This is a genomic window from Pseudomonas sp. 210_17 TE3656 (genome assembly GCF_054821965.1).
In genome coordinates this window covers 4,012,270-4,039,121 of sequence record NZ_JBTRBC010000001.1, presented here as the reverse complement: position 1 = coordinate 4,039,121, position 26,852 = coordinate 4,012,270, and the positions used below count along the sequence as shown (strand labels likewise).

The 26,852-nt window shown below is 62.2% G+C and carries 22 protein-coding genes; 12 read left to right on the top strand and 10 right to left on the bottom strand.

Annotated features, from left to right (window positions below; all coding sequences use genetic code 11):
• Positions 1-88: 88 nt before the first annotated feature.
• The 4 genes from ACVI9W_RS18945 to ACVI9W_RS18930 all read left to right on the top strand — a co-directional run bounded on the left by ACVI9W_RS18945 (position 89) and on the right by ACVI9W_RS18930 (position 4,696).
• On the top strand, positions 89-724 hold the full coding sequence (locus ACVI9W_RS18945) for an RluA family pseudouridine synthase (protein WP_038608228.1): 636 nt from the start codon (positions 89-91) through the stop codon (positions 722-724).
• A 137-nt stretch (positions 725-861) separates the two neighbouring features.
• The gene (locus ACVI9W_RS18940; protein WP_461530811.1) at positions 862-2,151 is read left to right on the top strand and encodes a M18 family aminopeptidase; all 1,290 of its coding nucleotides are present in this window, start codon (positions 862-864) and stop codon (positions 2,149-2,151) included.
• 175 nt (positions 2,152-2,326) lie between these two features.
• On the top strand, positions 2,327-2,491 hold the full coding sequence (locus ACVI9W_RS18935; protein ID WP_191832886.1) for a hypothetical protein: 165 nt from the start codon (positions 2,327-2,329) through the stop codon (positions 2,489-2,491).
• A 48-nt stretch (positions 2,492-2,539) separates the two neighbouring features.
• Positions 2,540-4,696: a mechanosensitive ion channel domain-containing protein gene (locus tag ACVI9W_RS18930; RefSeq protein ID WP_461530810.1), complete on the top strand. Its 2,157-nt coding sequence runs from the start codon at positions 2,540-2,542 to the stop codon at positions 4,694-4,696.
• Here ACVI9W_RS18930 and phnR read toward each other — a convergent pair.
• Positions 4,693-5,406: a phosphonate utilization transcriptional regulator PhnR gene (gene phnR / locus ACVI9W_RS18925; protein ID WP_461530809.1), complete on the bottom strand. Its 714-nt coding sequence runs from the start codon at positions 5,404-5,406 to the stop codon at positions 4,693-4,695. The two genes, ACVI9W_RS18930 and phnR, sit on opposite strands and share 4 nt — an antisense overlap.
• Before the next feature lie 292 nt (positions 5,407-5,698).
• Between phnR and ACVI9W_RS18920 the strand changes: the two genes are divergently transcribed.
• From ACVI9W_RS18920 to ACVI9W_RS18895, 6 genes are all read left to right on the top strand, one after another.
• The gene (locus tag ACVI9W_RS18920; protein ID WP_157191595.1) at positions 5,699-6,763 is read left to right on the top strand and encodes an ABC transporter substrate-binding protein; all 1,065 of its coding nucleotides are present in this window, start codon (positions 5,699-5,701) and stop codon (positions 6,761-6,763) included.
• Between the two features lie 82 nt (positions 6,764-6,845).
• Positions 6,846-7,652, top strand: coding sequence for an alkaline phosphatase family protein (locus ACVI9W_RS18915; protein WP_038608221.1), 807 nt, complete (start codon positions 6,846-6,848; stop codon positions 7,650-7,652).
• Positions 7,653-7,657: 5 nt separating this feature from the next.
• The gene (locus ACVI9W_RS18910; RefSeq protein WP_461531847.1) at positions 7,658-8,491 is read left to right on the top strand and encodes an ABC transporter permease; all 834 of its coding nucleotides are present in this window, start codon (positions 7,658-7,660) and stop codon (positions 8,489-8,491) included.
• The gene (locus ACVI9W_RS18905) at positions 8,478-9,275 is read left to right on the top strand and encodes an ABC transporter permease (RefSeq protein ID WP_038608219.1); all 798 of its coding nucleotides are present in this window, start codon (positions 8,478-8,480) and stop codon (positions 9,273-9,275) included. Before ACVI9W_RS18910 ends, ACVI9W_RS18905 begins: the two co-directional genes overlap by 14 nt.
• Position 9,276: 1 nt before the next feature.
• Complete coding sequence (locus ACVI9W_RS18900) at positions 9,277-10,266, top strand: ABC transporter ATP-binding protein (protein ID WP_038608217.1); 990 nt, start codon at positions 9,277-9,279, stop codon at positions 10,264-10,266.
• A 25-nt stretch (positions 10,267-10,291) separates the two neighbouring features.
• On the top strand, positions 10,292-10,945 hold the full coding sequence (locus ACVI9W_RS18895; protein WP_461530808.1) for an HAD family hydrolase: 654 nt from the start codon (positions 10,292-10,294) through the stop codon (positions 10,943-10,945).
• A gap of 80 nt (positions 10,946-11,025) precedes the next feature.
• On the opposite strand, the gene ACVI9W_RS18890 is transcribed toward ACVI9W_RS18895, so the two are convergent.
• Positions 11,026-11,988: an NAD(P)H-quinone oxidoreductase gene (locus ACVI9W_RS18890; protein ID WP_461530807.1), complete on the bottom strand. Its 963-nt coding sequence runs from the start codon at positions 11,986-11,988 to the stop codon at positions 11,026-11,028.
• A gap of 140 nt (positions 11,989-12,128) precedes the next feature.
• Between ACVI9W_RS18890 and ACVI9W_RS18885 the strand changes: the two genes are divergently transcribed.
• Positions 12,129-14,216: a carboxy terminal-processing peptidase gene (locus tag ACVI9W_RS18885; protein WP_461530806.1), complete on the top strand. Its 2,088-nt coding sequence runs from the start codon at positions 12,129-12,131 to the stop codon at positions 14,214-14,216.
• 123 nt (positions 14,217-14,339) lie between these two features.
• Positions 14,340-16,118 carry a bifunctional diguanylate cyclase/phosphodiesterase gene (locus ACVI9W_RS18880; RefSeq protein ID WP_461530805.1) on the top strand — a complete coding sequence of 593 codons (1,779 nt, stop codon included), beginning with the start codon at positions 14,340-14,342 and terminating at the stop codon, positions 16,116-16,118.
• On the opposite strand, the gene ACVI9W_RS18875 is transcribed toward ACVI9W_RS18880, so the two are convergent.
• The 8 genes from ACVI9W_RS18875 to ACVI9W_RS18840 form a co-directional block, all read right to left on the bottom strand.
• Complete coding sequence (locus tag ACVI9W_RS18875) at positions 16,094-16,468, bottom strand: hypothetical protein (protein ID WP_412041227.1); 375 nt, start codon at positions 16,466-16,468, stop codon at positions 16,094-16,096. The genes ACVI9W_RS18880 and ACVI9W_RS18875 overlap by 25 nt on opposite strands.
• Positions 16,465-16,803, bottom strand: coding sequence for a helix-turn-helix domain-containing protein (locus ACVI9W_RS18870; protein WP_461530804.1), 339 nt, complete (start codon positions 16,801-16,803; stop codon positions 16,465-16,467). Before ACVI9W_RS18870 ends, ACVI9W_RS18875 begins: the two co-directional genes overlap by 4 nt.
• Before the next feature lie 98 nt (positions 16,804-16,901).
• Positions 16,902-17,342 carry a YkvA family protein gene (locus ACVI9W_RS18865; protein ID WP_157191576.1) on the bottom strand — a complete coding sequence of 147 codons (441 nt, stop codon included), beginning with the start codon at positions 17,340-17,342 and terminating at the stop codon, positions 16,902-16,904.
• A 283-nt stretch (positions 17,343-17,625) separates the two neighbouring features.
• Positions 17,626-18,345 carry an FKBP-type peptidyl-prolyl cis-trans isomerase gene (locus ACVI9W_RS18860; RefSeq protein ID WP_038608201.1) on the bottom strand — a complete coding sequence of 240 codons (720 nt, stop codon included), beginning with the start codon at positions 18,343-18,345 and terminating at the stop codon, positions 17,626-17,628.
• A 227-nt stretch (positions 18,346-18,572) separates the two neighbouring features.
• Entirely contained in the window at positions 18,573-19,505 is a 933-nt protein-coding gene (gene pcaQ / locus ACVI9W_RS18855; protein ID WP_038608199.1) for a pca operon transcription factor PcaQ, read from the bottom strand.
• Between the two features lie 129 nt (positions 19,506-19,634).
• Positions 19,635-19,997, bottom strand: a complete 363-nt coding sequence (nirD, locus tag ACVI9W_RS18850) for a nitrite reductase small subunit NirD (protein ID WP_461530803.1) — start codon at positions 19,995-19,997, stop codon at positions 19,635-19,637.
• Positions 19,997-22,555 carry a nitrite reductase large subunit NirB gene (gene nirB, locus ACVI9W_RS18845; protein ID WP_461530802.1) on the bottom strand — a complete coding sequence of 853 codons (2,559 nt, stop codon included), beginning with the start codon at positions 22,553-22,555 and terminating at the stop codon, positions 19,997-19,999. The genes nirD and nirB overlap by 1 nt, the downstream gene beginning before the upstream one ends.
• Positions 22,556-22,829: 274 nt before the next feature.
• Positions 22,830-26,621 carry a molybdopterin-dependent oxidoreductase gene (locus ACVI9W_RS18840; protein WP_461530801.1) on the bottom strand — a complete coding sequence of 1,264 codons (3,792 nt, stop codon included), beginning with the start codon at positions 26,619-26,621 and terminating at the stop codon, positions 22,830-22,832.
• Positions 26,622-26,852: the final 231 nt, after the last annotated feature.

Below are 26,852 nucleotides of genomic sequence, written 5' to 3'. Positions count from 1 at the left end.
CTACGGGTAACCTGCCACGGCGACGGCCGGGCCCGGGCTTTACAGCCTGGGACCGGCCGTCGCCGTTGGCGTTTGCAGAGAACACGTAATGCCGCTGTCCAATGTTCACGTCCTCTATGAGGATGACGCGATCCTGGTGATCAACAAACCGACTCTGCTGCTGTCTGTGCCCGGGCGCGCCGACGACAACAAGGATTGCCTGATTACCCGCCTGCAGGAAAACGGCTATCCCGACGCCCTGATCGTCCATCGCCTGGACTGGGAAACCTCGGGGATTATCCTGCTGGCCCGCGATGCCGACAGTCACCGCGAGCTGTCCCGACAGTTCCATGACCGTGAAACCGAGAAGGCCTACACCGCCCTGTGCTGGGGCCAGCCGGAACTCGACAGCGGCAGCATTGACCTGCCCCTGCGCTACGATCCGCCGACCAAGCCGCGTCATGTCGTCGACCACGAGCAGGGCAAGCATGCGCTGACCTTCTGGCGCATTCTGGAGCGCTGTGGCGATCACTGCCGGGTGGAGCTGACGCCGATTACCGGGCGCTCGCACCAGTTGCGCGTGCATATGCTGTCGATCGGCCATCCACTGCTGGGTGATCGTTTGTATGCCTACCCTGAAGCCCTCGCCGCCCATGAGCGCCTGTGCCTGCATGCGAGCATGCTCAGCTTTACTCACCCGGTGTCCGGGGAGCGGCTGCGCTTTGAGTGTCCGGCGCCGTTCTGATTCACCGCATCGCGGGGCAAGCCCGCTCCCACCGAGATCAAAAGTAGCCTGTGGGAGCGGACTTGCCCCGCGATAGGCACGCCACAAATCCCCCGCCAAGTACGCTAAACTCGCGCCACTGCTGTCTGGAGTGACCTATGCGCGATGCACTGAACCAAGGCCTGATCGACTTTCTCAAGGCTTCCCCCACGCCGTTCCACGCCACCGCTGCCCTGGCCCAACGCCTGGAAGCCGCCGGTTACCAGCGCCTGGACGAGCGCGACAGCTGGGCCACCGTGGCCGGCGGTCGCTATTACCTGACCCGCAACGACTCCTCGATCATCGCCTTCAAGCTCGGTCGTCATTCACCGCTGCTCGACGGCATCCGCCTGGTCGGTGCGCATACCGACAGCCCGTGCCTGCGGGTCAAGCCGCAACCGGAGCTGCAGCGCCAGGGCTTCTGGCAACTGGGCGTTGAAGTCTACGGCGGCGCCCTGCTCGCCCCGTGGTTCGACCGTGACCTGTCGCTGGCCGGACGGGTGACCTTCCGCCGTGACGGCAAGGTCGAAAGCCAGCTGGTCGACTTCAAGCTGCCGATCGCGGTCATCCCCAACCTGGCGATCCATCTCAACCGCACCGCCAACGAAGGCTGGACGATCAACCCGCAGACCGAACTGCCACCGATCCTGGCCCAGGTCGCCGGTGACGAGCGTGTCGATTTCCGTGCCCTGCTCACCGACCAGCTGGCGCGCGAGCATGGCCTGAACGCCGATGTGGTGCTGGACTACGAACTGAGCTTCTACGATACCCAAAGCGCCGCGCTGATCGGCCTTAACGGTGAGTTCATTGCCGGTGCACGCCTGGACAATCTGCTGTCCTGTTACGCCGGCCTGCAGGCCTTGCTGACTGCCGACAGCGAAGAAACCTGTGTACTGGTGTGCAACGACCACGAAGAAGTCGGCTCCTGCTCGGCCTGCGGCGCCGATGGCCCGATGCTCGAACAGACCCTGCGCCGCCTGATGCCCGAGGGTGACGACTTCGTCCGCGTGATCCAGCGCTCGCTGCTGGTCTCGGCGGACAACGCCCATGGCGTGCACCCCAACTATGCCGACAAGCATGACGGCAACCATGGTCCCAAGCTCAATGCCGGCCCGGTGATCAAGGTCAACAACAACCAGCGCTATGCCACCAACAGCGAGACGGCCGGGTTCTTCCGCCATCTGTGCATGGCCGAGGAAGTGCCGGTGCAAAGCTTCGTGGTGCGCAGCGACATGGGTTGCGGCTCGACCATCGGCCCGATCACCGCCAGCCACCTGGGTGTGCGTACCGTGGACATCGGCCTGCCGACCTTCGCCATGCACTCGATCCGCGAGCTGTGCGGCAGCCACGACCTGGCGCATCTGGTCAAGGTGCTGACAGCGTTCTATCGCAGTCGCGATCTGCCGTAACTGCGCGGCGGCGCCTGCATCGCTGGCAAGGCCAGCTCCCACAGGATCACTTTGTGGGAGCCGGCCTTGCCGGCGATGAGGCCAGGATAAGCAGACAGCCTGACCTCGATCACACCCCCTTCCAGCGTTACCCGCTATCCTTGCAGCATAAATCCGAACCCAAGGACCTTGCCGCATGTCAGCTTTCCAATCCCTGTTCCTCCCGGTCATTGCCGGCCTGCTCTTGTTGACGATTGGCTTCAGCATGCGCGAACGCAACATCGGTGTGTTCATGATGTGGATCGGCACCCTCGGCATGATCGGCATCATGTGCTGGAAGATCCTCGAGAAACTCAACTGACAAATACACTACACTCGGGCGATTGATCGTTTTGAGGTTGATTGTCCGGTGCCCGCTTTTTTCCGCGTTCTAGCTGTATTCCTGGCGTTATTCTTCCTGGCCCCGGCCCACGCTGCCGGCCTGCCGAGCCTGCTTGGCGGTAGTAAAGCCCAGCCCGAGGCCAGCGAGCCGCTGGCCCAGTCCCTGGACGAAGTCATCAAGAACCTGGAAAACGATCAGCAACGCAGCAAGCTGCTGGCCGACCTGAAGAAGCTGCGCGACAGCACCAAGCAGGCGCAACCGGCTGCCGAGCAAGGCGTACTGGGCCTGATCGGCAGCACGTTCGCCGAGCTGGAAAAGCAGTTCAGTGGAGACGCCAGCCCGCTCACGCGCTGGACCCGCGAGCTGGAACTGGCCCAGATCGAATTCAACGCTCGCCTGGTTCCACTCCAGGAATGGCCCCCCATCCTGTTTGGCTTCGCCACCATCATTGCGCTCTGGAGCCTGCTGGCCTATGCCCTGAACTGGGTCAGCCATCGGCTGCGCCTGCGCTTCGGTCTGACGGAAGAGTTGCCACAGCACCCACGCACCTGGGACCTGGTGCGCTTCGCCTTGCGCAAGCTCGGCCCGTGGCTGGTGGCGCTGCTGATTACCGTGTACCTGAGCTTCGCCCTGCCCTCGTCACTGGGCAAGTCGATGGCCATGGTGCTGGCGTATGCCCTGGTGGTGGGTACCTGCTTCTCGGCGATCTGCGTCATCGCTTTTTCGCTGCTTGACGGCCCGCACCGCCATCGCGCTTTGCATATTCTTCGTCACCAGGCCTTTCGGCCGCTGTGGCTGATCGGCAGCTTCGCCGCCTTTGGCGAGGCGATGAATGATCCGCGCATGGCCGGCGCCCTCGGCGATCACCTGGCGCACACGCTGGCAACCCTGGCCAACATTCTGGCGGCACTGTCCACCGCGCTGTTCATCCTGCGTTTTCGCCGCCCCATCGCTCATCTGATCCGCAACCAGCCGCTGTCTCGGCGCCTGACCCGCCGGGCGCTTAGCGATACCATCGAAATCCTCGGGACCTTCTGGTATTTGCCAGCGCTGGTGCTGGTTGGCATCTCACTATTTGCCACGTTCATCTCGGCGGGTGATACCAGCACCGCCCTGCGTCAGTCGTTGATGTGCACGGTGCTGCTGATTCTGTGCATGGTCATCAATGGTCTGGTGCGTCGCCATGGGCTTAAACCGCAACGGGCCAACCGCCGTCAGGCGGTGTATAACGAACGCCTGCGCAACTTTGGCTACACCTTGGTGCACATGGCGATCTGGCTGGTGTTTATCGAGCTGGGCTTGCGGGTCTGGGGCTTTTCCCTGATCGGTTTCACCGAAGGCGAAGGTCATGAGGTTGCGATGCGCCTTCTCGGCCTGGCCGGCACCCTGATCGCTGCCTGGCTGGTGTGGATTCTCGCCGACACTGCCGTGCACCATGCCTTGACCCGCTCGCGCAAAGGGCTGGCCAACACTCGCGCGCAAACCATGATGCCGCTGATCCGCAACGTGCTGTTCGTGGCGATTTTCATCATTGCGGTGATCGTCGCCCTGGCCAACATGGGCATGAACGTCACCCCGTTGCTGGCCGGTGCCGGGGTGATCGGCCTGGCCATCGGCTTTGGTGCCCAGTCACTGGTCGCCGACCTGATTACCGGCCTGTTCATCATCATCGAAGACTCCCTGGCGATTGACGACTATGTCGATGTCGGCGGCCACCTCGGCACGGTCGAAGGCCTGACCATCCGCACCGTGCGCCTGCGCGATATCGACGGCATCGTCCACACCATCCCGTTCAGTGAAATCAAGAGCATCAAGAACTACTCCCGCGAGTTCGGCTACGCGATTTTCCGCGTGGCGATTCCGCACAGCATGAACATCGACCAGGCCATCAGCCTGATTCGCGATGTCGGCCAGAAGATGCGCAACGACCCGTTGATGCGCCGCAACATCTGGTCGCCGCTGGAGCTGCAAGGGGTGGAGAGTTTCGAATCGGGCTCGGCGATCCTGCGCGCACGCTTCAAGACCGCGCCGATCAAGCAATGGGAAGTGTCGCGGGCCTTCAACCTGGCGCTCAAGCGTCAGCTCGATGAGGCCGGGCTGGACCTGGCGACGCCGCGCCTGAGCGTGCAGGTGATCACCAGCGATGCCAGCACACCGTTCGGTGAAACCGCCAACAAGGGCTAACCGGCCTCGGCCTTGATGCGGATCGCATCGTGCCGCCAGTACTCAAGATCACAGTCGATCAGCCGGCCCTGCTGGTCACTGTTGACCCGGGTGATATGTAGGCCCGGACTGCCGGCTGAAACCTTGAGCGCGGTGGCCGCCGCCACCGGCAAGGCGGTCGGCAGGATCTCGAAACGCACCCTGCCGTATTCGATGCCGTAGTGGCGGGCATAGAGTTCGGTCAGCGACTGGCTGAGGTCGTGCTCAAGAATGCCCGGAAAATACTCGGGGTTCAGGTAATGCTCGGCGTACAGCACCGCACGCCCATCAATCCGGCGCAGACGGCAGATCTGGATCACGCTCGATAGCGGCGACAACTGCAAGCGCGCGCATACCGCCGCGGCCGCCGGTAGCAAACGCGCCGACAACAACTGCGTACGCGCCTCGCGCCCCTGTTCGCGGACCATCGCATGAAAGTGGCTGCGCTCGATCAGGTCGTAGGTCAGCCGTTCGGGCGCGACAAACCAGCCACGCCGCTCCTCGCGGTAAATCAGCCCGCGCGCCTCCAGTTGCACCAGCGCCTCGCGCAGGGTGATACGCGTGGTGTCGAACACTTCGCTGAGCTTGCGTTCGGCCGGCAGCTTGCAGCCGGGCGAGAGAAGGCCATGCTCAATCTGCTCCTGCAGGGCATGACAGATAGCTGTTACTGCTCGCGGCGGCAGTGGCTGCATCGAAGGTTACCTATCTGGACTAGTCCAGCACCGGAGGCGCACACAATTGGCGCCTTCAGGGCTATGAGAATAGTGCAAGCCTAGGCAAACCAGATGAATCTCAGATGACAGCCAAGGTGGTCTACGCTTGGTTTTCAGGGGTGCAAGCCCTGACCGGGTGCGGCGCTGGACATCAAATTGTCATGCAACAGGCCTACCTTGGCTCGGGTATTGCTGACCTAGACCAACCGAATCGCAACAACGTCCAACAACACCATTCGCGTTTTGCACGGCACCCACCAAGGAGCTTCGGATGAAACAGCTTTTTCTGGCATCACTGCTAGGCTCGACCATCGCCCTGTGCACGTCGGCCATGGCCGCCGACACCGACCTCAAGGCCCTCGAAGACGCCGCCCGCAAGGAAGGCGCAGTCAACAGTGTGGGCATGCCCGATGCCTGGGCCAACTGGAAAGGCACCTGGGAAGACCTGGCGAAAAAATACGGTCTCAAGCACATGGACACCGACATGAGCTCGGCCCAGGAAGTCGCCAAGTTCGATGCCGAAAAAGACAACGCCAGCGCCGACATCGGTGACGTCGGTGCCGCCTTCGGCCCGATTGCCGTGGCCAAGGGCGTAACCCAGCCGTACAAACCCAGCACCTGGGAGCAGGTGCCAGCATGGGCCAAGGATAAAGACGGGCACTGGGCCCTGGCCTATACCGGCAGTATCGCCTTCATCATCAACAAGCAAGTGGTGAAGGAAGCTGACATGCCCAAAAAATGGGCAGACCTGAAAAATGGCAAGTACAAGGTGGCCATCGGTGACGTCAGCACCGCAGCCCAGGCGGCCAACGGCGTGCTGGCTGCCGCCATCGCCAATGGCGGCAGCGAGAAGAACATCGAGCCGGGTCTGGAGCTGTTCGCTGACCTCGCCAAGCAAAAACGCCTGTCGCTGGCCAACCCGACGATCCAGACCCTGGAAAAGGGTGAAATCGAAGTCGGCGTGGTCTGGGACTTCAACGGCCTGAGCTATCGCCAGCAGATCGACCCGAATCGTTTCGAAGTGTTGATCCCGTCTGACGGTTCGGTGATCTCCGGCTATACCACCATCATCAACAAGTACGCCAAGAACCCCAACGCCGCCAAGCTGACCCGCGAGTACATCTTCAGTGATGCCGGGCAGATCAACCTGGCTGAAGGTCACGCCCGGCCGATCCGCGCCGAGCACCTGACATTGCCGGCCGAGGTTCAGGCCAAACTGCTGCCCAATGAGCAGTACAAAGCCGTGCAGCCAATCAAGGATGCGGCGGCCTGGGAAGCGACCTCGAAGAAGCTGCCGCAGATGTGGCAGGAGCAAGTGATCATCGAGATGGAGTGATCCTGATCGCGGGGCAAGCCCGCTCCCACCGGTGGGAGCGGGCTTGCCCCGCGATACGGCCACCACCTACTGCGGAGAAACCATGAACAACAACGTCATCCTGGTCCTGCTCGATGGTCTCAACCATCAGGTCGCGCACCACGCCATGGGTCACCTGCACGCCTACGTCGAGGCCGACCGCGCCGCCCTGTATCGTCTGGAATGCGAGCTGCCAGCGCTGTCACGTCCCCTGTACGAGTGCATCCTCACCGGCGTAGCGCCCATCGACAGCGGCATCGTGCACAACAACGTCACCCGCCTGTCCAACCAGCGCAGCATCTTCCACTACGCCCGCGAAGCCGGTCTGGGTACTGCGGCGGCGGCCTATCACTGGGTCAGCGAGCTGTACAACCGCTCACCGTTCGACCCGTTGCGCGACCGTCACACCCATGCACCCAAGCTACCGATCCAGCATGGCCTGTTCTACTACGCCGACCATTACCCGGACTCGCACCTGTTCGCCGATGCCGAATACCTGCGCCGCCGTCATGCGCCGAACTTCCTTCTGGTGCATCCGATGAACATCGACGACGCCGGCCACCGCCATGGCCTGGACAGCAGCCAGTACCGCAACAGCGCGCGCAGCGCCGACATACTCCTGGCCGACTACCTGCAAACCTGGCTGCAAGAGGGTTACCAGGTACTGGTCACCGCCGACCACGGCATGAACAACGACCGCTCGCACAACGGCCTGCTGGCCGAGGAACGCGAGGTGCCGCTGTTCGTGTTTGGCGATGCCTTCAGCCTCGACCCTGCCGCCAAACCGCTGCAAACCGAACTGTGCGGAACAATCTGCGAACTGCTGGGTGTGCCCCACGACAAGCCGGTATGCCGGGAGCTGCTCAAGTGAATTCGATCAAACGCAGCAAGTGGCTGGCGTCACTGTTTCTGCTGCCTTTTGCGCTGTTTTTCATCATTTTCCAGATCGCCCCGCTGGCCTGGGTGGCGATCCACAGCCTGCAGGCCGAAAGCGGCTGGGGCCTGGCCAACTTCAGCAAAGTGTTCGAATCGCGGTTCTACCGCCAGGCGATCCAGCACAGCCTGGAGATCAGCTTCTGGTCAAGTGTGTTCGGCATCCTCATCGCCATTCTTGGCAGCTACTCGCTACGCAAGGTCGACTCGCGCCTGCGCGATTTCGTCAACGCCTTCGCCAACATGACCAGCAACTTCGCCGGCGTACCGCTAGCCTTTGCCTTCATCATCCTCCTCGGTTTCAACGGCGCGCTGACCATGCTGCTGAAACAGGCCGGGATCATCGAGGACTTCAACCTCTATTCGAAAACCGGCCTGATCATCCTTTACACCTACTTCCAGATTCCGCTGGGCGTACTGCTGCTCTACCCGGCCTTCGATGCCCTGCGTGAAGACTGGCGCGAATCGGCTGAACTGCTCGGCGCCAACGCCTGGCAGTACTGGCTGCATATCGGCCTGCCGGTGATGACACCGGCACTGTTGGGCACCTTCGTGATTCTGCTGGCCAATGCCCTCGGCGCCTACGCCACGGTCTATGCCCTGACCACCGGCAACTTCAACGTCCTGCCGATTCGTATCGCCGCACTGGTGGCCGGCGATATTTCCCTGGACCCGAACCTGGCCAGCGCCCTGGCAATAATCCTGGTCGGGCTGATGACCCTGGTGACCGTGGTCCATCAATGGCTGTTGAAGAGGAGCTACCATGTCGCGCGCTGAACCGGGCACGAGCCGCCTCTACCATCGCCTGATGGTCTACTTGCTGTTCATCATCCTGTTGCTGCCGCTGGCGGGCACCCTCCTCTACTCCCTGGCCACCAGCTGGTCGGCGAGCCTGTTACCCAGCGGCCTGACCTTCAAGTGGTACCTGGCGCTGTGGAGCGATCCGCGCTTTCTGGCTGCCTTCGGCCAGTCGCTGCTGGTCTGCGTCGGTGCGCTGCTGCTGTCGGTGCTGCTGATCCTGCCGTTGCTGTTCGTGGTCCACTACCACTTCCCGCGGCTCGATGCGCTAATGAACATCCTCATTCTGCTGCCCTTCGCCGTGCCGCCGGTGGTGTCTTCGGTGGGCCTGCTGCAGCTGTACGGTTCCGGGCCGATGGCCATGGTCGGCACGCCGTGGATCCTGATCGGCTGCTATTTCACCGTGGCCTTGCCGTTCATGTACCGGGCGATCACCAACAACCTGCAAGCGATCAACCTGCGCGACCTGATGGACGCCGCCCAACTGCTCGGCGCCAGCACCTTCCAGGCGGCATTCCTGGTGGTACTGCCGAACCTGCGCAAGGGCCTGCTGGTGGCCTTGCTGCTGTCGTTCTCGTTCCTGTTTGGCGAGTTCGTCTTCGCCAACCTGCTGGTCGGCACCCGCTACGAGACCCTGCAGGTGTACCTGAACAACATGCGCAACAGCAGTGGTCACTTCAACAGTGCGCTGGTGATTTCCTATTTCCTCTTCGTGCTGGTGCTGACCTGGGCAGCCAACCGCCTGAACAAGGACAAGTCCTGATATGAGTTTTGTCAGCGTACAGAATCTGCAAAAAAGCTATGGCGCAAGCCCGGTGTTCACCGACATCAACTGCCAGATCCAGCGCGGCGAGTTCGTCACCCTGCTTGGCCCCTCCGGCTGCGGCAAATCCACCCTGCTGCGCTGCATTGCCGGGCTGACGGCGGTCGACAGCGGCAAGATCCTTCTCGACGGCAACGACCTGGTGCCCCTGAGCCCGCAAAAACGCGGGATCGGCATGGTGTTCCAAAGCTACGCCTTGTTTCCCAACATGACCGTGGAGCAGAACGTCGCCTTTGGCCTGCGCATGCAAAAGGTCAATGCCGACGACAGCCGCAGCCGCGTGCGCGAAGTATTGCAACTGGTAGAGCTGCAGGACTTCGCCAGCCGTTATCCGCATCAGCTGTCCGGCGGCCAGTGCCAGCGTGTGGCCCTGGCCCGTTCACTGGTCACCCGCCCGCGCCTGCTGCTGCTCGATGAACCGCTGTCGGCGCTGGATGCGCGGATTCGCAAGCACCTGCGCGAACAGATCCGCCAGATCCAGCGGGAACTGGGGCTGACCACCATCTTCGTCACCCATGACCAGGAAGAGGCGCTGACGATGTCAGACCGGATTTTCCTGATGAACCAGGGCCGCATCGTCCAGAGCGGCGATGCCGAAACCCTCTATACCGCGCCGGTGGACGTATTTGCCGCAGGTTTTATCGGCAACTACAACCTGCTCGACGCCGACAGTGCCAGCCGCCTGCTGCAGCGCCCGGTGAACAGCCGCCTGGCGATCCGCCCGGAAGCCATCGCCCTGAGCCTTAGCGGTGAACTGGAAGGCCAGGTACGCAGCCACAGCCTGCTGGGCAACGTGATCCGCTACCGCGTCGAAGCCCGCGGAGTAGAATTGTTGGTCGATGTACTCAACCGCTCGTCCGCCGACCTGCACCCGGACGGCCAGCGGGTATCCTTGTCGATCGATCCCACCGCCCTCTGCGAAGTCGCCTGAGGGTTGCACAGGAGTATTTCTGAACATGGCACTAGCGATTTTCGATCTGGATGAAACCCTGATCCATGGCGACTGCGCCTCGTTGTGGAGCGAGCAGATGGCCCGCCTTGGCTGGGTCGATGGCGAATCCTTCCTGCGTCGCGACAAGGAACTGATGGACGCCTACGGCCGCGGGCACCTGGCCATGGAGGATTACATGGCCTTCAGTCTGGAGCCGTTGATCGGGCGTACACCGGCTGAAGTCGATCATCTGGTGGGGCCGTGGGTGGAAGATTTCATCGAGCCGATCATCTTCAGCGAGGCAACCCGTACCATCGCCGCCCATCGCAAGGCGGGTGACCGGATCCTGGTGATCTCCGCCTCCGGCACCCATCTGGTCGCGCCGATTGCCGAACGCCTGGGCATTGATGAGATTCTCGGCATCGAGCTGGAGGTGGTGAACGGTGTATACACCGGCAAGACCGTCGGCACCCTGACCTACCGCGAGGGCAAGATCACCCGCTTGCTGGAATGGCTGGATCAGGAAGAAGAGAATCTGGAAGGCGCGAGTTTCTATTCCGACTCACGTAATGACCTGCCGCTGTTGCTGAAGGTGGATTACCCGCATGTGGTCAATCCGGACGCGGTGTTGCGTGAGCAGGCTGAGAAAAATGGCTGGCCGATTCATAGCTGGTCTTGAATAAAAAGCATCGCGGGGCAAGCCCGCTCCCACAGGTGATGATGACCCTGTGGGAGCGGGCTTGCCCCGCGATCAGCCGCTTACACCAGACTGTCGTCGATCACCAGCACCAGCTTGCCCGACACCTGGTTACTGGCAAGCTCGGCAAACGCTGCCTCGGCATCCTTGATCGCAAAGGCCTTGGCCAGCTGCGGCTTGAGCCTGCCCTCAGTGAACAACGGCCACACCTGCTGCCCCAGATCGCTGAGCAGATCAGCCTTGAACTGATCATCGCGGGTACGCAGGGTCGAACCCAGCACCTGAACACGCTTGAGCAACAGCTGAGCCAGGTCCAGCTCGGCCTTGCGCCCGCCCATCAGGCCGATGATCACCCAGCGTCCGTCACGGGCCAGCAGCTTGAGGTTGAGCTCGGCATAGTTGGCGCCGACCGGATCGAGGATCACATCGAACGGGCCGAAATCATTCAGGCCGTTGAGGTCTTCGTCGCGCACTACGCCACCGGTGGCGCCGAGGTTTTCGCAGTAGGCCAGCCGTTCACTGGAGCCAACACTGACCCAGCACGGGCTGCCAAAGGCTTTGCACAGCTGGATCGCCGCCGAGCCCACGCCACTGGCGCCGGCATGCAGCAAAACCTTCTCGCCCGGCTTCAGCCCGGCCAGCTGGAACACGTTAAGCCAGGCCGTCGCGTACACCTCGGGAATTGCCGCAGCCTCCTGCAGGCTCAGGCCTTCCGGCACCGGCAGGACATGACGGGCATCGACCACGACCTCTTCGGCCATACCGCCACCGGAAAGCAGCGCACACACCCGGTCTCCGACCTGCCAGGAGGAGCCAGCGCCCACTTCGCTGATCACCCCGGAGCACTCCAGCCCCAGAAACTCGCTGGCTCCCGGCGGCGGCGGATAGAGCCCGGCTCGCTGCAGCAGATCGGCACGATTGAGGCCGGCAGCAGCCACGCGAATTCGTACTTGACCGATATCGCAAGCTGGACTTGTCGTCGCAACCCACTCCACATGTCCGTCAACGCCTTGCAATGCCTTCACAGTGCCTCCATAGTTGTGTCATGACTGAGCCCGGGTGCTGTAGCCCCGGGCTTTTTGCATTATGCGTCCGGTTTTTATGGAACCGGCGAATTCAAAGACGGCCTAATATGCGTGATCAATTGTCCCTACGTCGAATCAGCATGAAGCATTTTTTGCCAAGCACCACCCTTGCACTGTTGATCGGTCTGGGCAGTCTGCCGTTGGCGGGCAATGCATGGGCCGCCAACAGCTGGGATAAACTCCAGCCCGATCGCGATGAAGTGGTCGCCAGCCTCAACGTGGTCGAGCTGCTCAAGCGCCACCACTACAGCAAGCCGCCGCTCAACGATGCGCGCTCGGTGATCATCTACGACAGCTACATCAAGCTGCTCGATCCGGCCCGCAGCTATTTCCTGGCCAGTGACGTCGCCGAGTTCGACAAGTGGAAGACCCAGTTCGACGATTTCCTCAAAAGCGGCAATCTCGATCCCGGCTTCACCATCTACAAGCGCTATCTGGACCGGGTCAAATCGCGTCTGGACTTCGCCCTGGCCGAGCTGAACAAGGGTGTCGACAACTTCGACTTCACCACCAAAGAGACCCTGCTGGTCGACCGTAAGGACGCGCCCTGGATCAAGACCCAGGCCGAACTCGACGACCTCTGGCGCAAACGTGTCAAAGATGAAGTCCTGCGCCTGAAAATCGCCGGCAAAGAGCCCAAGGCGATCCAGGAGCTGCTGACCAAACGCTACAAGAACCAGCTCACGCGTCTGGACCAGACCCGCGCCGAAGACATCTTCCAGACCTATATCAACACCTTTGCCCAGTCTTACGACCCGCATACCAACTACCTGTCGCCGGACAACGCGGAAAACTTCGATATCAACATGAGCCTGTCGCTCGAAGGTATCGGTGCCGTGCTGCAAAGCGACAACGATCAGGTCAAGATCGTCCGCCTGGTCCCGGCCGGCCCTGCCGCCAAGACCAAGCAAGTGGCCCCGGCCGACAAGATCATCGGCGTCGCCCAGGGCGACAAGGAAATGGTCGACGTGATCGGCTGGCGCCTGGACGAAGTGGTCAAGCTGATCCGCGGGCCGAAAGGTTCGGTGGTGCGCCTGGAAGTGATCCCGGCGAGCAACGCACCGAACGACCAGACCAGCAAGATCGTGCCGATCACCCGCGAGGCGGTGAAGCTTGAAGAGCAGGCGGCGAAAAAATCGGTGCTCAAGCTCAAGCAGGATGGTCGCGACTACAAGCTCGGCATCATCGAGATCCCGGCCTTCTACCTGGACTTCAAGGCCTTCCGTGCCGGCGATCCGGAGTACAAGAGCACCACCCGTGACGTGAAGAAGCTGCTCACCGAACTGCAGAAGGAAAAAGTCGACGGCGTGGTCATTGACCTGCGCAACAACGGCGGCGGTTCCCTGCAGGAAGCCACCGAGCTGACCAGCCTGTTCATCGACAAGGGCCCGACCGTACTGGTGCGTAACGCCGATGGTCGTGTCGACGTGCTCGAAGACGAAAACCCCGGCGCCTTCTACAAAGGCCCGCTGGCCCTGGTGGTCAACCGCCTGTCGGCCTCGGCTTCGGAGATTTTCGCCGGCGCCATGCAGGACTACCACCGCGCGCTGATCCTTGGCGGCCAGACCTTCGGCAAAGGCACCGTACAGACCATCCAGCCGCTCAACCATGGCGAACTGAAGCTGACCCTGGCCAAGTTCTACCGGGTTTCCGGGCAGAGCACCCAGCATCAGGGCGTGCTGCCGGATATCGACTACCCGTCGATCATCGACACCAAGGAAATTGGCGAAAGCGCCCTGCCCGAAGCCATGCCGTGGGACACCATCCGCCCGGCGATCAGGCCTGCGGTTGATCCGTTCAAACCGTACCTGGCTCAGCTCAAGGCCCGCCACGACGCCCGCACCGCCAAGGATCCGGAGTTCGTCTACATTCGCGACCGCCTGGCGCTGACCCAGAAGCTGATGAACGAGAAAACCGTCAGCCTCAACGAAGTCGAACGTCGTGCCCAGCATGCCGATATCGAAAGCAAGCAGCTGGCCCTGGAAAACACCCGACGCAAGGCCAAGGGCGAAGAACCGCTCAAGGAACTGAAGAAGGAAGACGAAGACGCCCTGCCGGCCGAGCCGGACGATACCAAACCGGAAGACGACGCCTACCTGTCGGAGTCCGGGCGGATCCTGCTCGACTACCTGGGCCTGAATTCGGCAGTGGCAAAGAACAACCCGTAAAAAGGTGATGGCAAAATAATGTGACTGTGCCTCCATTGCGTCATTAAACAGTCACGATTCTGTCGTGAAATAAGGGACTGAGCGCCGCTGGCCTCAGTCCCTTTTTTTCAAGGTAGTGCCGCCATGACCGTGACCGAACAGCTCAGCGCGTTGAGCACCATTCTTGCTCAAAACGCCTTGCACAGCCTGTTCCAGCCCATAGTCTGCCTGTCTGAGCGGCGCATCCTCGGTTACGAAGCGTTGAGCCGCGGGCCCTCCAACAGCCCGCTGCACTCGCCGATCAACCTGTTCGCCGTGGCCCGTCAGGCCGGGCGCCTGACCGAACTGGAAGTGGCCTGCCGCGAAAGCGCCTGCCGACGCTTCAGCCAGCAGAACCTTGAAGGCAAGTTGTTTCTCAACGTCTCGCCCGAGTCGTTGCTCGAGCCGCAGTATCAGTCCGGGCGCACCCTGAAGATGCTCCATGACCTCGGCGTACCGCCCAGCCGGGTGGTTATCGAACTGACCGAGCAGACCCCGACCGACGATTTCCAGCTGTTGTTCAATGCCCTGCACCATTACCGCGACATGGGCTTTTCGATTGCCCTGGATGACCTCGGTGCCGGGTATTCGAGCCTGCGCTTGTGGTCGGAACTGCGCCCTGATTACGTCAAGATCGACCGGCATTTCATCGACGGTATTCACCTCGACGCGGTCAAACGTGAATTTGTCGGCTCCATTTTGCAAATCGCCCGGGCCTCACGGGCCCAAGTGATCGCCGAGGGCATCGAGCTTGCCGAAGAACTCAAGGTGCTGACCGAAATGGGCGTCGACCTGGTCCAGGGTTATCTGCTCGGCCGTCCTCAGGAACAACCGTCACGGGACGTCCAGCAGATGCTGGGCAGCCCCAACCGGGATATCCAGGTGCTCAGCGAAGACGGCGGCAACCTCGCCGCCCTGCTCAACGAACAACCTGCGGTGAGCCAGGACACACCGACGGCGCAGGTGCTGGAGTTGTTCCGCCGCCAGGCCAACCTCAACTCCCTGGCGGTGCTCAACGAACGCCGCCAACCCTGCGGTATCGTTCACCGTCACTCACTCTCCGATGCCCTGCTCAAGCCGTTTGCCACCGACCTGTTCGCCCGCAAGCCGATCAGCCGGCTGATGAGTGACGACTTTCTCGCGGTAGAGCTGACGCAGTCATTGCAACAGGTCAGCCGCCTGCTCACCAGCCGTGCCCGCCAGCGCATCGAAGAAGATTTCATCATTATCCACAACGGCCGCTACCTGGGCCTGGGGCGGGTGATCGATGTGCTCAAGCTGATTACCGAACAGAAGATCCAGCAGGCCCGTTACGCCAATCCCCTGACCTTGCTGCCCGGCAACGTGCCGATCCAGCAGTGCCTCACGCGCCTGCTGCAACAGCAGCGTGAGGCGGCGATCTGTTATGTGGATATCGACAGTTTCAAGCCGTTCAACGACATCTACGGCTATGCCCGCGGCGATGAGGTGCTGCTGTGCCTGGCTCAGTGTTTGAACGAGCGGGTCGACCCCAATCATGACTTCGTCGGCCACATCGGCGGCGACGATTTCATGCTGGTGCTGGGTTCGGCTGACTGGGAGCGCAGGTTGCAGTTGCTGCTGGAAGACTTTCAGCGCCAGTGCCGGCGCTTCTATCGGCCTGAGCATGTGCAGGCCGGGTGCTTCATTGCCGCCAACCGTCAGGGGCAACGCCAGGAGTACGCCCTGCTGTCGCTCTCGATCGGCGTGGTGCATCTGCGCCCGCAAGCCTGCGCCGACCTCGATGCCGGGCAACTGGCAGAGCTGGCGTCACAGGCCAAGCATCAGGCCAAAGACCTGAGCGGGTACAGCCTGTACCTGATCGATACGGCGCCGGCGGTTCAGGCTTCTTCTTTTTCCGGGTAGCTGTACTCGAACACCCGCACCACTTCCGAGGCATGCCAGGACGCGGCGGCCATACCGTCCGATGGCCCGGAAAAACGTCCCAGGCGCTCCACACACTCGAAGAAGCCGGTACGCGGCAATCGGCTGGCACCCTGGCTGATGACCAATGAACTGCGCAGCGGCTGTTCAGCACGGGCATCCAGCGCCGCCAGATGTTCCAGGGCAGCGGTCAGGGTCTGCATGGCCGGGCTTGGCAGCTGCAGGCGCTCGAGCAAGGCGCGGTAGGTCAACAGGTGGCGTTGGCGACGGGCCAGGTCAAGCTCGCCAAGCAGACCGTCCCAGTGCTGGCGGCTGATCCGTACGCTGCTCACGACGGCTCGCTCCATCCGGCCACCCCCAGCTCCCAGGCCAGGCTGCGGCGAATCGCGGCATCCGGCTGGCGCTCGCCACTCTCGATCAGGGCCAGGTACACCGGACTGATGCCGACGCTGCGCGCCAGTTGTTCCGCTGCCAGTCCCTTGCCCTCACGCAAACGCGCCAACTCGCTGAAACTCGGCAAGCTGGCGCTTTGTTGAGGGGTGACCTGTGTGTTCTCGACGGCTGCCGATTCAAGCTGACCGGCGGCCTTCAGTAGTGCCTGGTACTGCTCCCAGGGTACAACCGCATACTCGGGTTGACCGTCCCGGCTGATGACCTGAATACCCATTACAACCCCCTTGTAGGATTACGATATGTAATCGGTAGGCATAATCCTTATGCCAATTATATTACCAGCCAGCAAGGGTGTGCAGGGTCCTGATGTAATTAGCCTTTTGGCTGCTCCAGACGCAAGGCTTCGGGCGTATCCGGCAGGCGTTCGACCACCCGCAGTTTTTCCGGTGCCTGGCGATGGCGCCAGGCGCTGAAAGCGGCGAGTTCATCAGACACCGCTTTGAGCACCCAGGCCAGCACGGCGATGTCATCGAGCATGCCGACACCCAGCAACCAGTCCGGGATGGCATCCACAGGGCTGACGAAATACAGCAGGCCGGCCACCACGGTCACCAGCGCCTTGGGGCTGATGGTCCGGTATTCACCACGCCACCAGGCCAGGCAAAGGGCCTGCATCAGCCCTACATCTTCACGCAGCTTGCTCAGCCGTGGCCCTTTACGCGCCACGGCAAAAATCAGCGCCGGTAAACGACCGCGGCTGAGCAAGCGCTCGGCCAACGGCAGAAAACGGGCGAAGGTCCACGGTGCTTTCATACAGCCTCCAGGGCATGACCGAGGGAAAGGTTATCCACATTTATTGTGGATAACCTTGTGAACAGAGCCACTTTTAGCGCTCAGGGTGCCCGCCCGGCAAGGGCCGGGCTTAAATCGGGCGTTTTTTACACACCTGTTTCAATCGCGCAAACGTTTTGCCCATCCTGCACCTTTTCTGCGTCAGGTCCAGCTTTTCAGACCACCCCTGGCCGATGAGGTTCGGGGTGATTGCAGAAACGACAACGCCCCGTCGAGACGGGGCGTTGGCTGTACCGCGAGTGGATTACTCGGCGGCGTCGGCTTCAGGCTTGGCCTGATCCTTGATACCCAGCAGTTCCAGTTCGAAAACCAGGACCGAGTTGGCCGGGATCATCGGGCTCGGGCTCTGGGCACCGTAAGCCAGGTCGGACGGGATGTACAGCTTGTACTTCTCGCCAACGTGCATCAGTTGCAGGCCTTCGACCCAACCCGGGATCACGCCGCTGACCGGCAGGTCGATCGGGCTGCCACGCTCAACCGAGCTGTCGAAGACCTTGCCATCGATCAGCTTGCCTTCGTAGTGAACGGTAACCACGTCAGTCGGCTTTGGCTGAGCGCCGTCGGCCTTCTTGACCACTTCGTACTGCAGACCGGAAGCAGTGGTGACGATACCGGCTTTCTTGCCGTTTTCTTCAAGGAACTTCTTGCCGGCGGCAGCCGACTCTTCGCTCATCTTGGCCAGACGCTCTTCAGCGCGCTTTTGCAGGGCAGCAAAGGCTTCGACCAGTTCTTCGTCCTTGATTTTCTGTTCTTTCTTGCCGACAGCATCTTCGATGCCTTGAGCAACTGCTTTTGAATCAAGGTCGTCCATGCCTTCCTGAGCCAGGCTCTTGCCCATGTTCAGGCCAATACCGTAGGAGGCTTTCTGTGCCGGAGTCTTGAGCTCGACGCTGGTCTGCGAATCGCAACCCGCCAGGACCAGACCAACCAGGGCAACCGCAGCCGCCAACCGATGCTGTTTCATGCTATTTCCTTGTTCATGCGCCAATAGGGCAATCGAGTAAAGCCGCGAGCTTATCAGGCGGCCACGACCAATGGCTACCGGCATGAGAGCAAGAAAAGCCGGATAAGTTCAGCCAAGTAAAAGCTTCTTCATACAAAGCTGCAGCCAGTGGCCAGTATTGACGGGACAACGTACTTGAGCAACTTCGCCACAGTGCTTTTGTAGCTGTTTGTAAGATTGCCGGGATTTCAGGGATAGCTGCCGTCGCGGTACTGCCCCGCCACTTCTCGCAGCACCTCGCACAGCCAGCGCGCTGGCAGGCTCATCGGCAAGGCGGCATTGCTACAGATGCCGACCGAGCCGCCCGGCTCCTGCACACCCAGGTCCAGCTCGCACAATTCGCCGCGCCCCAGGTCGATCCGCACCGCATCGCGCGGTGCCACCCAGACCGCGTCGCTGCTTTGCACGTAGCGGCGGCTCAAGGCTGGCGAAAGGGTCTCCAGGCGCTGCAGCGGTTGCTCGATGGCGCACTGCACGAACAGGCTGTCGGCATGCTTGCGGATGGTCGTACCGGCCAACGGCAGCACCAGCGGATAGCGACCGAGTTGGCTGCGCTCGATAGGCTGGCGGGCGAGCAGTGGATGCCCGGGACGCACCACCAGCGACATCGATTCGCTGTACAGATGCTCGAACAACAGGCCCTGGATCTGCGGGCTTTCGGTCATGCGCCCGATCACCAGATCCAGCTCGCCGACATGCAGTTGCGCCAGCAGATGCGCACTCGGCCCGGTAGCCACGCTGACCACCAGGGCCTCATGACGTTGATGCAGGCGGCACAGCACCTCCGGCATCAGCAGGCTTTCGACCGTGGACAGCACACCGATACGCACCTGCGGCGGCGCATGTTCTTCACCGCGCAGGGTACTTACGCCTTCACGCAAGGCCTGTACGCTGGGCCCGGCATAGCGCATGAAACGCACCCCGGCCGGGGTCAGTTCGACACCCTGCTTGCTGCGTTCGAACAGGCGCGTCTGCAGCAGCTCTTCAAGCTCCTTGAGGGTCTTGGAGATGGCCGGCTGACTGATCGCCATGGCATCGGCGGCCTTGGCGAAACTGCCCTGACGGGCAATTTCGAGAAAGCACAGCAGGTGACGGAATTTGATGCGGGTGTCGAGGTTCATGCCCCGGAGTTTATAGGAGCATCAACCTGGGCGGGAGGCTGTCTAATGCAATGCCCCTCCCCGGTGGGAGCGGGCTTGCCCCGCGATGGCGGTAAATCAGCTACATCGCATCGTGGGGCAAGCCCGCTCCTACAGGCCTATCTCCACCTGCTCCCCCCTGATCCGCACTGGCCATACTTGCAAGGCTTGCTGGGAATCCTCCAGGCAACGCCCATCGCTCAAGCTGAAATGCTGCTTGTACAACGGCGCTGCCACCACCAATTCACCCTTGAGATGCCCCACCAACCCGCGACCGATCACATTGGCGCCGGACCTGGGGTCCTGGTTGTCGACAGCAAACACCGGCGTGTCCTGCTCCGGCAAGTAGAACAACGCCACCTGCCGGCCTTCGAACCACACCACCACGCCCGATTGCGCAACCAGGTCCTGGCGGCTGCAGACCGCTTGCCAGCCTTGCGTTTGCAGGTTTACAGCGACATTGGACAGGCTCATCACAGCACCTCTTCAGTGGTCGGAATCAAATGAAGCTCAGCCGCGGCGATCGGCCGGCGCTGGCCACGCTCGCGAACAAAGTGCACGCCCGGGTCAGGACGCTGGTCGTTGACGAAGGTACGGAAGCGCTTGAGCTTTTGCGGGTCTTTGAGGGCATTGGCCCATTCGCACTCGTAGCGATCGACCACCAATTGCATCTGTGCCTCAAGCTCGGCGCCCAGGCCCAGGCTGTCGTCGATAATCACCTGCTTGAGGTAATCCAGCCCGCCCTCCAGGCTCTCGCGCCAGACCGAGGTGCGCTGCAATTTGTCGGCGGTACGGATGTAGAACATCAGCACCCGATCGATAAGACGGATCAGCCCGGCGTCATCAAGGTCGGTGGCGAACAGCTCGGCATGGCGTGGACGCATGCCGCCGTTGCCGCAGATGTAAAGGTTCCAGCCCTTCTCGGTGGCGATCACGCCGATGTCCTTGCTTTGCGCCTCGGCGCATTCGCGGGTACAGCCGGATACGGCGAACTTGAGCTTGTGCGGCGAACGCAGGCCCTTGTAGCGATCTTCTATGGTCAGGGCCATCTGCACGCTGTCCTGCACGCCATAGCGACACCAGGTGCTGCCGACGCAGGATTTCACCGTACGCGTGGATTTGCCGTAGGCGTGTCCGGTTTCGAAACCGGCTTCGATCAGCTCGCTCCAGATCGCCGGAAGCTCGTGCAGCTGCGCGCCGAACAGGTCGATGCGCTGGCCACCGGTGATTTTGGTATAGAGGTCGTATTTTTTTGCCACCTGGCCGATGACGATGAGCTTTTCCGGGGTGATCTCGCCAGCGGGAATCCTCGGCACCACCGAGTAGGTACCGTTCTTCTGCATGTTGGCCATGAAGGTGTCGTTGGTGTCCTGCAACGGCACCAGCGAAGGGTCCATGATCGGCTGGTTCCAGCACGAGGCGAGGATCGAGCCGACCGTGGGTTTGCAGATATCGCAGCCGACGTGGCCACGGCCATGCCTGGCGAGAATTTCCTCGAAGCTGAGGATGCCTTCGACCCGCACCAGGGCGTAGAGCTCCTGGCGGGTATAGGCAAAGTGCTCGCACAGGCTCTTGTCGACGCTGACACCACGGGCGATCAGTTCGTGCTCGAAAACCTGCTTGAGCAGCGCCGCACAACCGCCGCAACCGGTGCACGCCTTGGTCTGCTGCTTGAGTTCACCGAGTTCGCCACAGCCGTTGTCGATGGCAGTGCAAATCGCGCCTTTACTGACGTTGTGGCAGGAGCAGATGGTGGCGCTGTCCGGCAAAGCGTCGGCACCCAGCGTCGGTGCACCGGCAGTTTGCGGCAGGATCAATGCCGCCGGATCGGCCGGCAGGGCGATGCCGTTCTGCACGTATTGCAGCAAGGTGTCGTAGTAACTGTTGTCGCCCACCAGCACCGCACCGAGTACGCGTTTGCCACTGGCATCGACCACCAGGCGGCGATACGCCGAGCTGGCTTCGTCAATAAAGCGGTAGCTGCGCGCTCCGGGGGTTGCGCCGTGCGCATCGCCGATCGAGCCGACATCCACCCCAAGCAGCTTGAGTTTGGTCGACATGTCGGCGCCGGTAAAACTGGCGGCGCTCTCACCCGCCAGCGCCGCAGCGACATTGCGCGCCATGCTGTAACCCGGTGCGACCAAACCGAACACGCTGCCGTTCCACGAGGCGCACTCGCCGATGGCATAGATGTGTGGATCGCTGCTGCGACAGCTGCTGTCGATCACCACCCCGCCGCGCGCGGCAACCTCCAGACCGCTGCTGCGGCCCAGAGCATCCTGCGGACGAATCCCGGCGGAGAACACGATCAGGTCCGTTTCGAGAAACTCGCCACCCTCGAAGTTCATCCGGTAGCGATAGCCTTCACCGGCCACCACCGACTGGGTCGCCCGCGACAGGTGCACGCCGACCCCGAGCGCTTCGATCTGCGCACGCAAGGCCGCGCCGCCTTCAGCGTCCAGCTGCACCGGCATCAGGCGCGGGGCAAATTCCACTACGTGCGCTTCCAGGCCCAGTGACTTGAGGGCGTTGGCAGCCTCCAGCCCCAGCAAGCCACCACCGACTACCACGCCACGCCGGGCATCGATTGCCGCGGCACGGATGGCATCGAGATCATCGAGCGTGCGGTAAACCAGACGCGAAGCGCCCTCGCAGCCCTCGATTGGCGGCACAAAGGGATAAGAGCCGGTGGCCAGGATCAGTTGGTCATAGGCATAACGCCCCGCCGAAGTCAGCACTTGCCGACGCTCGCGATCAATTTCCAGCACCGCTTCGCCCAGATGCACATTGACCCCGTGCCCGGCATACAGTCCCGCAGTGCCGAGGGCCAGGGTTTCAGCGCAGCTGCCGCTGAAATATTCGGACAGGTGCACGCGGTCGTAGGCACGCTGGCGTTCCTCACCGAACACCCGCAGCTCATAACGGCTCAGGGCGCCGCGTTCGATCAGTTGCTCGACGCAGTGATGCCCGACCATGCCGTTGCCGACGATGATCAGTTTTTCCCGCTGGGCGATGGTCGTTGCTGCATTCATACCCGATCCTCACTCAAGGCCATTCACGGTGGCTGTACTGCCGGGGCGAGCCCCGAAAAACAAAAAAAGGCGCCTGGAGCCGAAGCTCCAGGCGCCTTTGCCTGGTGGTTTTATGTAGTTCCGGGTGCAGATCGCCATTGACCCGCAGGAACGTTGTAACAGTGCAAAAGCAGGGACCGTGCCAACTGCCAAAGCCTTTGAAACCGGGCCTGCTCGCTAGCACAAGCGGCCGTTATCGACCCAGGCTGGTGCAACCCTCCCCCTTATGGGGCACTCAATACACATCGCGCAGATAGCGCTTGCTGCGGCTCAATTCAGCAACGTAGGCGTCGGCCTGTTCGGTGCTCAATGCGCCGTGCTCAGCCACCACTTGCTTGAGCGCGGCATCGACGTCACGGGCCATGCGCCCGGCGTCACCGCAGATATAGAAGTAGCCGCCCTCCTCCAGCCATCGCCAGAGTTCGGCGCCGTGTTCGAGCATGCGCTGTTGCACATAGATTTTTTCCACCTGGTCACGTGAAAATGCCGTGTCCAGGCGGGTCAGATGCCCCTCGCGCTGCCAGGCCAGGAGTTCGTCGCGGTAATAGAAATCGCTGGCTGCCTTTTGCTCGCCGAACAGCAACCAGTTACGCCCCGTGGCGCCTTCGGCCTGACGCTCCTGCAGGAATGCCCGGAACGGCGCGACGCCGGTGCCGGGACCGACCATGATCACCGGCGCAGTACCGTCCTTGGGCAGGCGAAAATGTGCGCTTGGCTGGGTGAAAATGGCCACTTTGCCTTCTGCGGCCCGGTCGGCCAGGTAGGTTGAGCAGACGCCTTTGCGCTGGCCATAACGGACCGTGGAAACGGTCAGATGAACCTGATCGGGGTGGTACTTGGCGCTGGAGCTGATCGAGTACAAGCGTGGCTGCAACGGTTTGAGCAGGCTCAGCCAGGTTTCCAGGTCGAGCGCCGGTTTGAAGGCATGCACCAGGTCAATCAGTTGCTTGCCCCACAACCATTCCCTGAGCGCCGCTTTGTTCTGCGCTTTGAGCAGGTCCTGCAGGTGCGCGTTGCCACTGTGCAGGGCAATGGCTTCCAGCATGGCCGGGGTGATCCGGGCGATTTCCAGGTGCTCGCCCAAGGCAGCGGCCAGCGGCATGTCGGCCTGGCCCTTGAGGCTGACCAACCGCCGGCCATCCAGACCGGTCGCCGCGAGAAGCTCGTCCACCAGCGCCGGACAGTTGCGCGGCCACACGCCGAGGGCATCGCCAGCCTGATAGCTGAAGCCGCTGTCGGCCAGGTCGAAAATGATTTTCCGGGTTTCCTTGTTGGCGCCCGGGCTGTTGAGCAAGCGGTTTTCCAGCACCCTGGCGGGCAGCGGCTGTTGTTTGCTGAAGCCCGTGGCCGCTGGCCTGGACACAGGCAACGCCAGCGTCTGCTGATCCCGCCCGAACTTGGCCAGCAGCGCCTGCAACCACTGCCCTGCCGGTGCGGCAACGTCACCCTCGCAATCGACCCGTTCCAGCAAGCGCTGACCACCGAGCTCGGCCAGGCGCTGGTCGAGCTTGCGGCCGAAACCACAGAACTGCTCATAGCTGGAATCGCCCAGGGCCAGCACGGCATAAGGCAGCCCGGCGCAGCGTTGCGCATGCTCGCCCTGCAAGTCCTGCCAGAACGCCGCGCCGCTGTCCGGTGCGTCGCCGTCGCCAAAGGTGCTGGCGATCAGCAGCAGGCTGGCGGGACTGTCCAGCTGCGCCAGCGCGACATCCTCCATGCAGCTCAACTGCACCGGCAGGCCAACCTCACGCAGCTGTTCGGCACACTGTTCGGCCAGGGCCTGGCCGTTGCCGGTTTGCGAGGCCCAGAGCAACAGGTGCTGGTCCTGCATCGAGGCGAGCGGTTGCTCGACTTGCACTGCGCTGATGCGTTCGCCAGCGACCCGGCTCAGGGCCACCGCGCAATACTTGAAGGCCGGTTGCAGCGACAGCGGATCGACGGCGTCGCTGGTGACTGCGTTGATGGCCAGGTTGTCGCCGTAGACATCATTCCAGTGAAACGGCGCAAAACAGTTGCCAGGCAATACCCGTGTGCTGATGCGCGCGGGCAACACCGCCAGGCCGCGCCGCGAGCGCACTTGCACCTGGTCCTTTTCGGCTATGCCCAGGCGTTCGGCATCTTCGGGATGAATCTCGACAAAAGGGCCGGGATCGAGCTTGTTCAATGCCGCGACTTTGCCGGTCTTGGTCAAGGTGTGCCATTGATGCTGAACCCGCCCGGTGTTGAGCACCAGGGCGAACTCGTCATCCGGCAGCTCGGCGCTCGGCAGGCAGGGCCGGGCAAAGAAGCGGGCTTTGCCACTCGGGGTGGCGAAGGCGATGGCCGGTGCCTGGCCAGCGGCATCACGGTAGAGACTCTGGCTGACCCCGTCATTGCGATAACGCAGCGGGCTGCGGCTGTCCTCGCGCCCCGGCTGATACGGCCATTGTTGTGGCGCCTGGCGCAAACCGGCGTAGCTGACGCCGCGCACATCGTAGCCGGTGGCCGGATTCCAGGCCTGGCGGATCTCGTCGAACACCGCTTCGGCACTGGCGTAGCTGAAGGCCTCGGCATAGCCCATGGCACAGGCGACACGGGCAATGATCTGCCAGTCGGGCAAGCTGTCGCCCGGCGGTTCGACAGCCTTGTTCATCAATGTCAGGTTGCGTTCGGAGTTGACCATCACCCCTTCGCCCTCGGCCCACAGCGCGGCGGGCAGGAGGATATCGGCATAGCGATTGGTCTCGGTGTCGAGAAAGGCATCCTGGGTGATCACCAGCTCCGCCCGCTGCAAGCCGTCGATTACCTGTTGGCGATTGGCGACGCTGGCCACCGGGTTGCTGCAGATGATCCAGCAGGCCTTGATCTGCCCGGCTGCCAGTTGCTCGAACAGGGCTATGCTGCCGTCACTGCTTTCGCTGCGCAGCGTGCCGGCGGGGACCTGCCAGAGCTGCTCGACAAAAGCACGGTCACTCTCGACCTTGGCCGAGCGCTGGCCGGGCAGGCCCGGGCCCATATAGCCCATCTCACGCCCGCCCATGGCATTGGGCTGGCCGGTCAGGGAAAACGGCCCGCTGCCGGGCCGGCAAATCGCTCCGGTGGCCAGGTGCAGGTTGCACAGGGCGTTGGTCTGCCAGGTGCCATGGATGCTCTGGTTCAGGCCCATGGTCCAGCAACTCATCCATTCCGGCGCCTGGCCGATCCATGCGGCGGCCTGGCGGATATCGGCTTCGGCGAGCCCGGTGATGGCGGCGACCCGCTCGGGTGTGTAGTCCTCGAGAAAGTCCGGCAGGACTTCCCAGCCTTCGGTGTAACGCTCGATGAAGTCATCGTCACAGTGACCATTGTGCTTGAGCAGATAGAGCAGACCATTGAGCAGCGCCAGGTCGGTGCCCGGTTTTATCTGCAGGAACAGGTCGGCTTTGTCGGCGGTGGCGCTGCGCCGCGGATCGACGACGATCAGCCGGGCACCGGCCTTGAGCCGGTCGAGCAGGCGTAGAAAGAGGATCGGGTGACAGTCGGCCATATTCGCGCCGATAACGAAGAACACCTCGGCACGATCAAAGTCCTGATAGCTGCCCGGCGGTCCGTCGGCCCCCAGCGACTGCTTGTAGCCGCTGCTGGCGCTGGCCATGCACAGGCGCGAATTGGATTCGATGTGGCGGCTGCGGACGAAGCCTTTGGCCAGTTTGTTGATCAGGTACTGAGCCTCCAGCGACATTTGCCCGGAAACATAGAACGCCAGGGCATCGGGCCCATGCTCGTCAATGACTGCGCGCAAACGCCGGGCCGTTTGTTCAATGGCTACCTCAACAGGCGTCTGCACCGGATCGCGTTGACGCTGATCACGCAGGTAAGCCTGCTGCATGCGCCCGGATTCGCGTAGCGGCTGATGTGCGGTCAGGCCCTTGGTGCATAAGCGGCCAAAATTGCTCGGGTGCTGTTTGTCCCCGCTGACCTTGGTCACCCGGTTGCCCTCAACCGTCATGACGATGCCGCACCCCACACCACAATACGGGCAAACGCTGCGCACAGTGCTGCTGCTCATCTGCCAACCTCCTGCTTGCGCAAACAAAAAGGCGCCCTGTCGCCCCGGCTTGTGAAAACAAGCGGGAGCAACACGGCGCCTTTGTCGTGAACGGGGCAATCTGCGTTGATTGCCGGATATTCAAGCGTTAGCAAGGGTCGCGCCAGAACCGTACAAGCCCGTAACGACAGGCTTGCGCTGCAAACTGTGGCGATATCTCTGCACCGTCTTGGGCGGGTATGCACCAAGGCG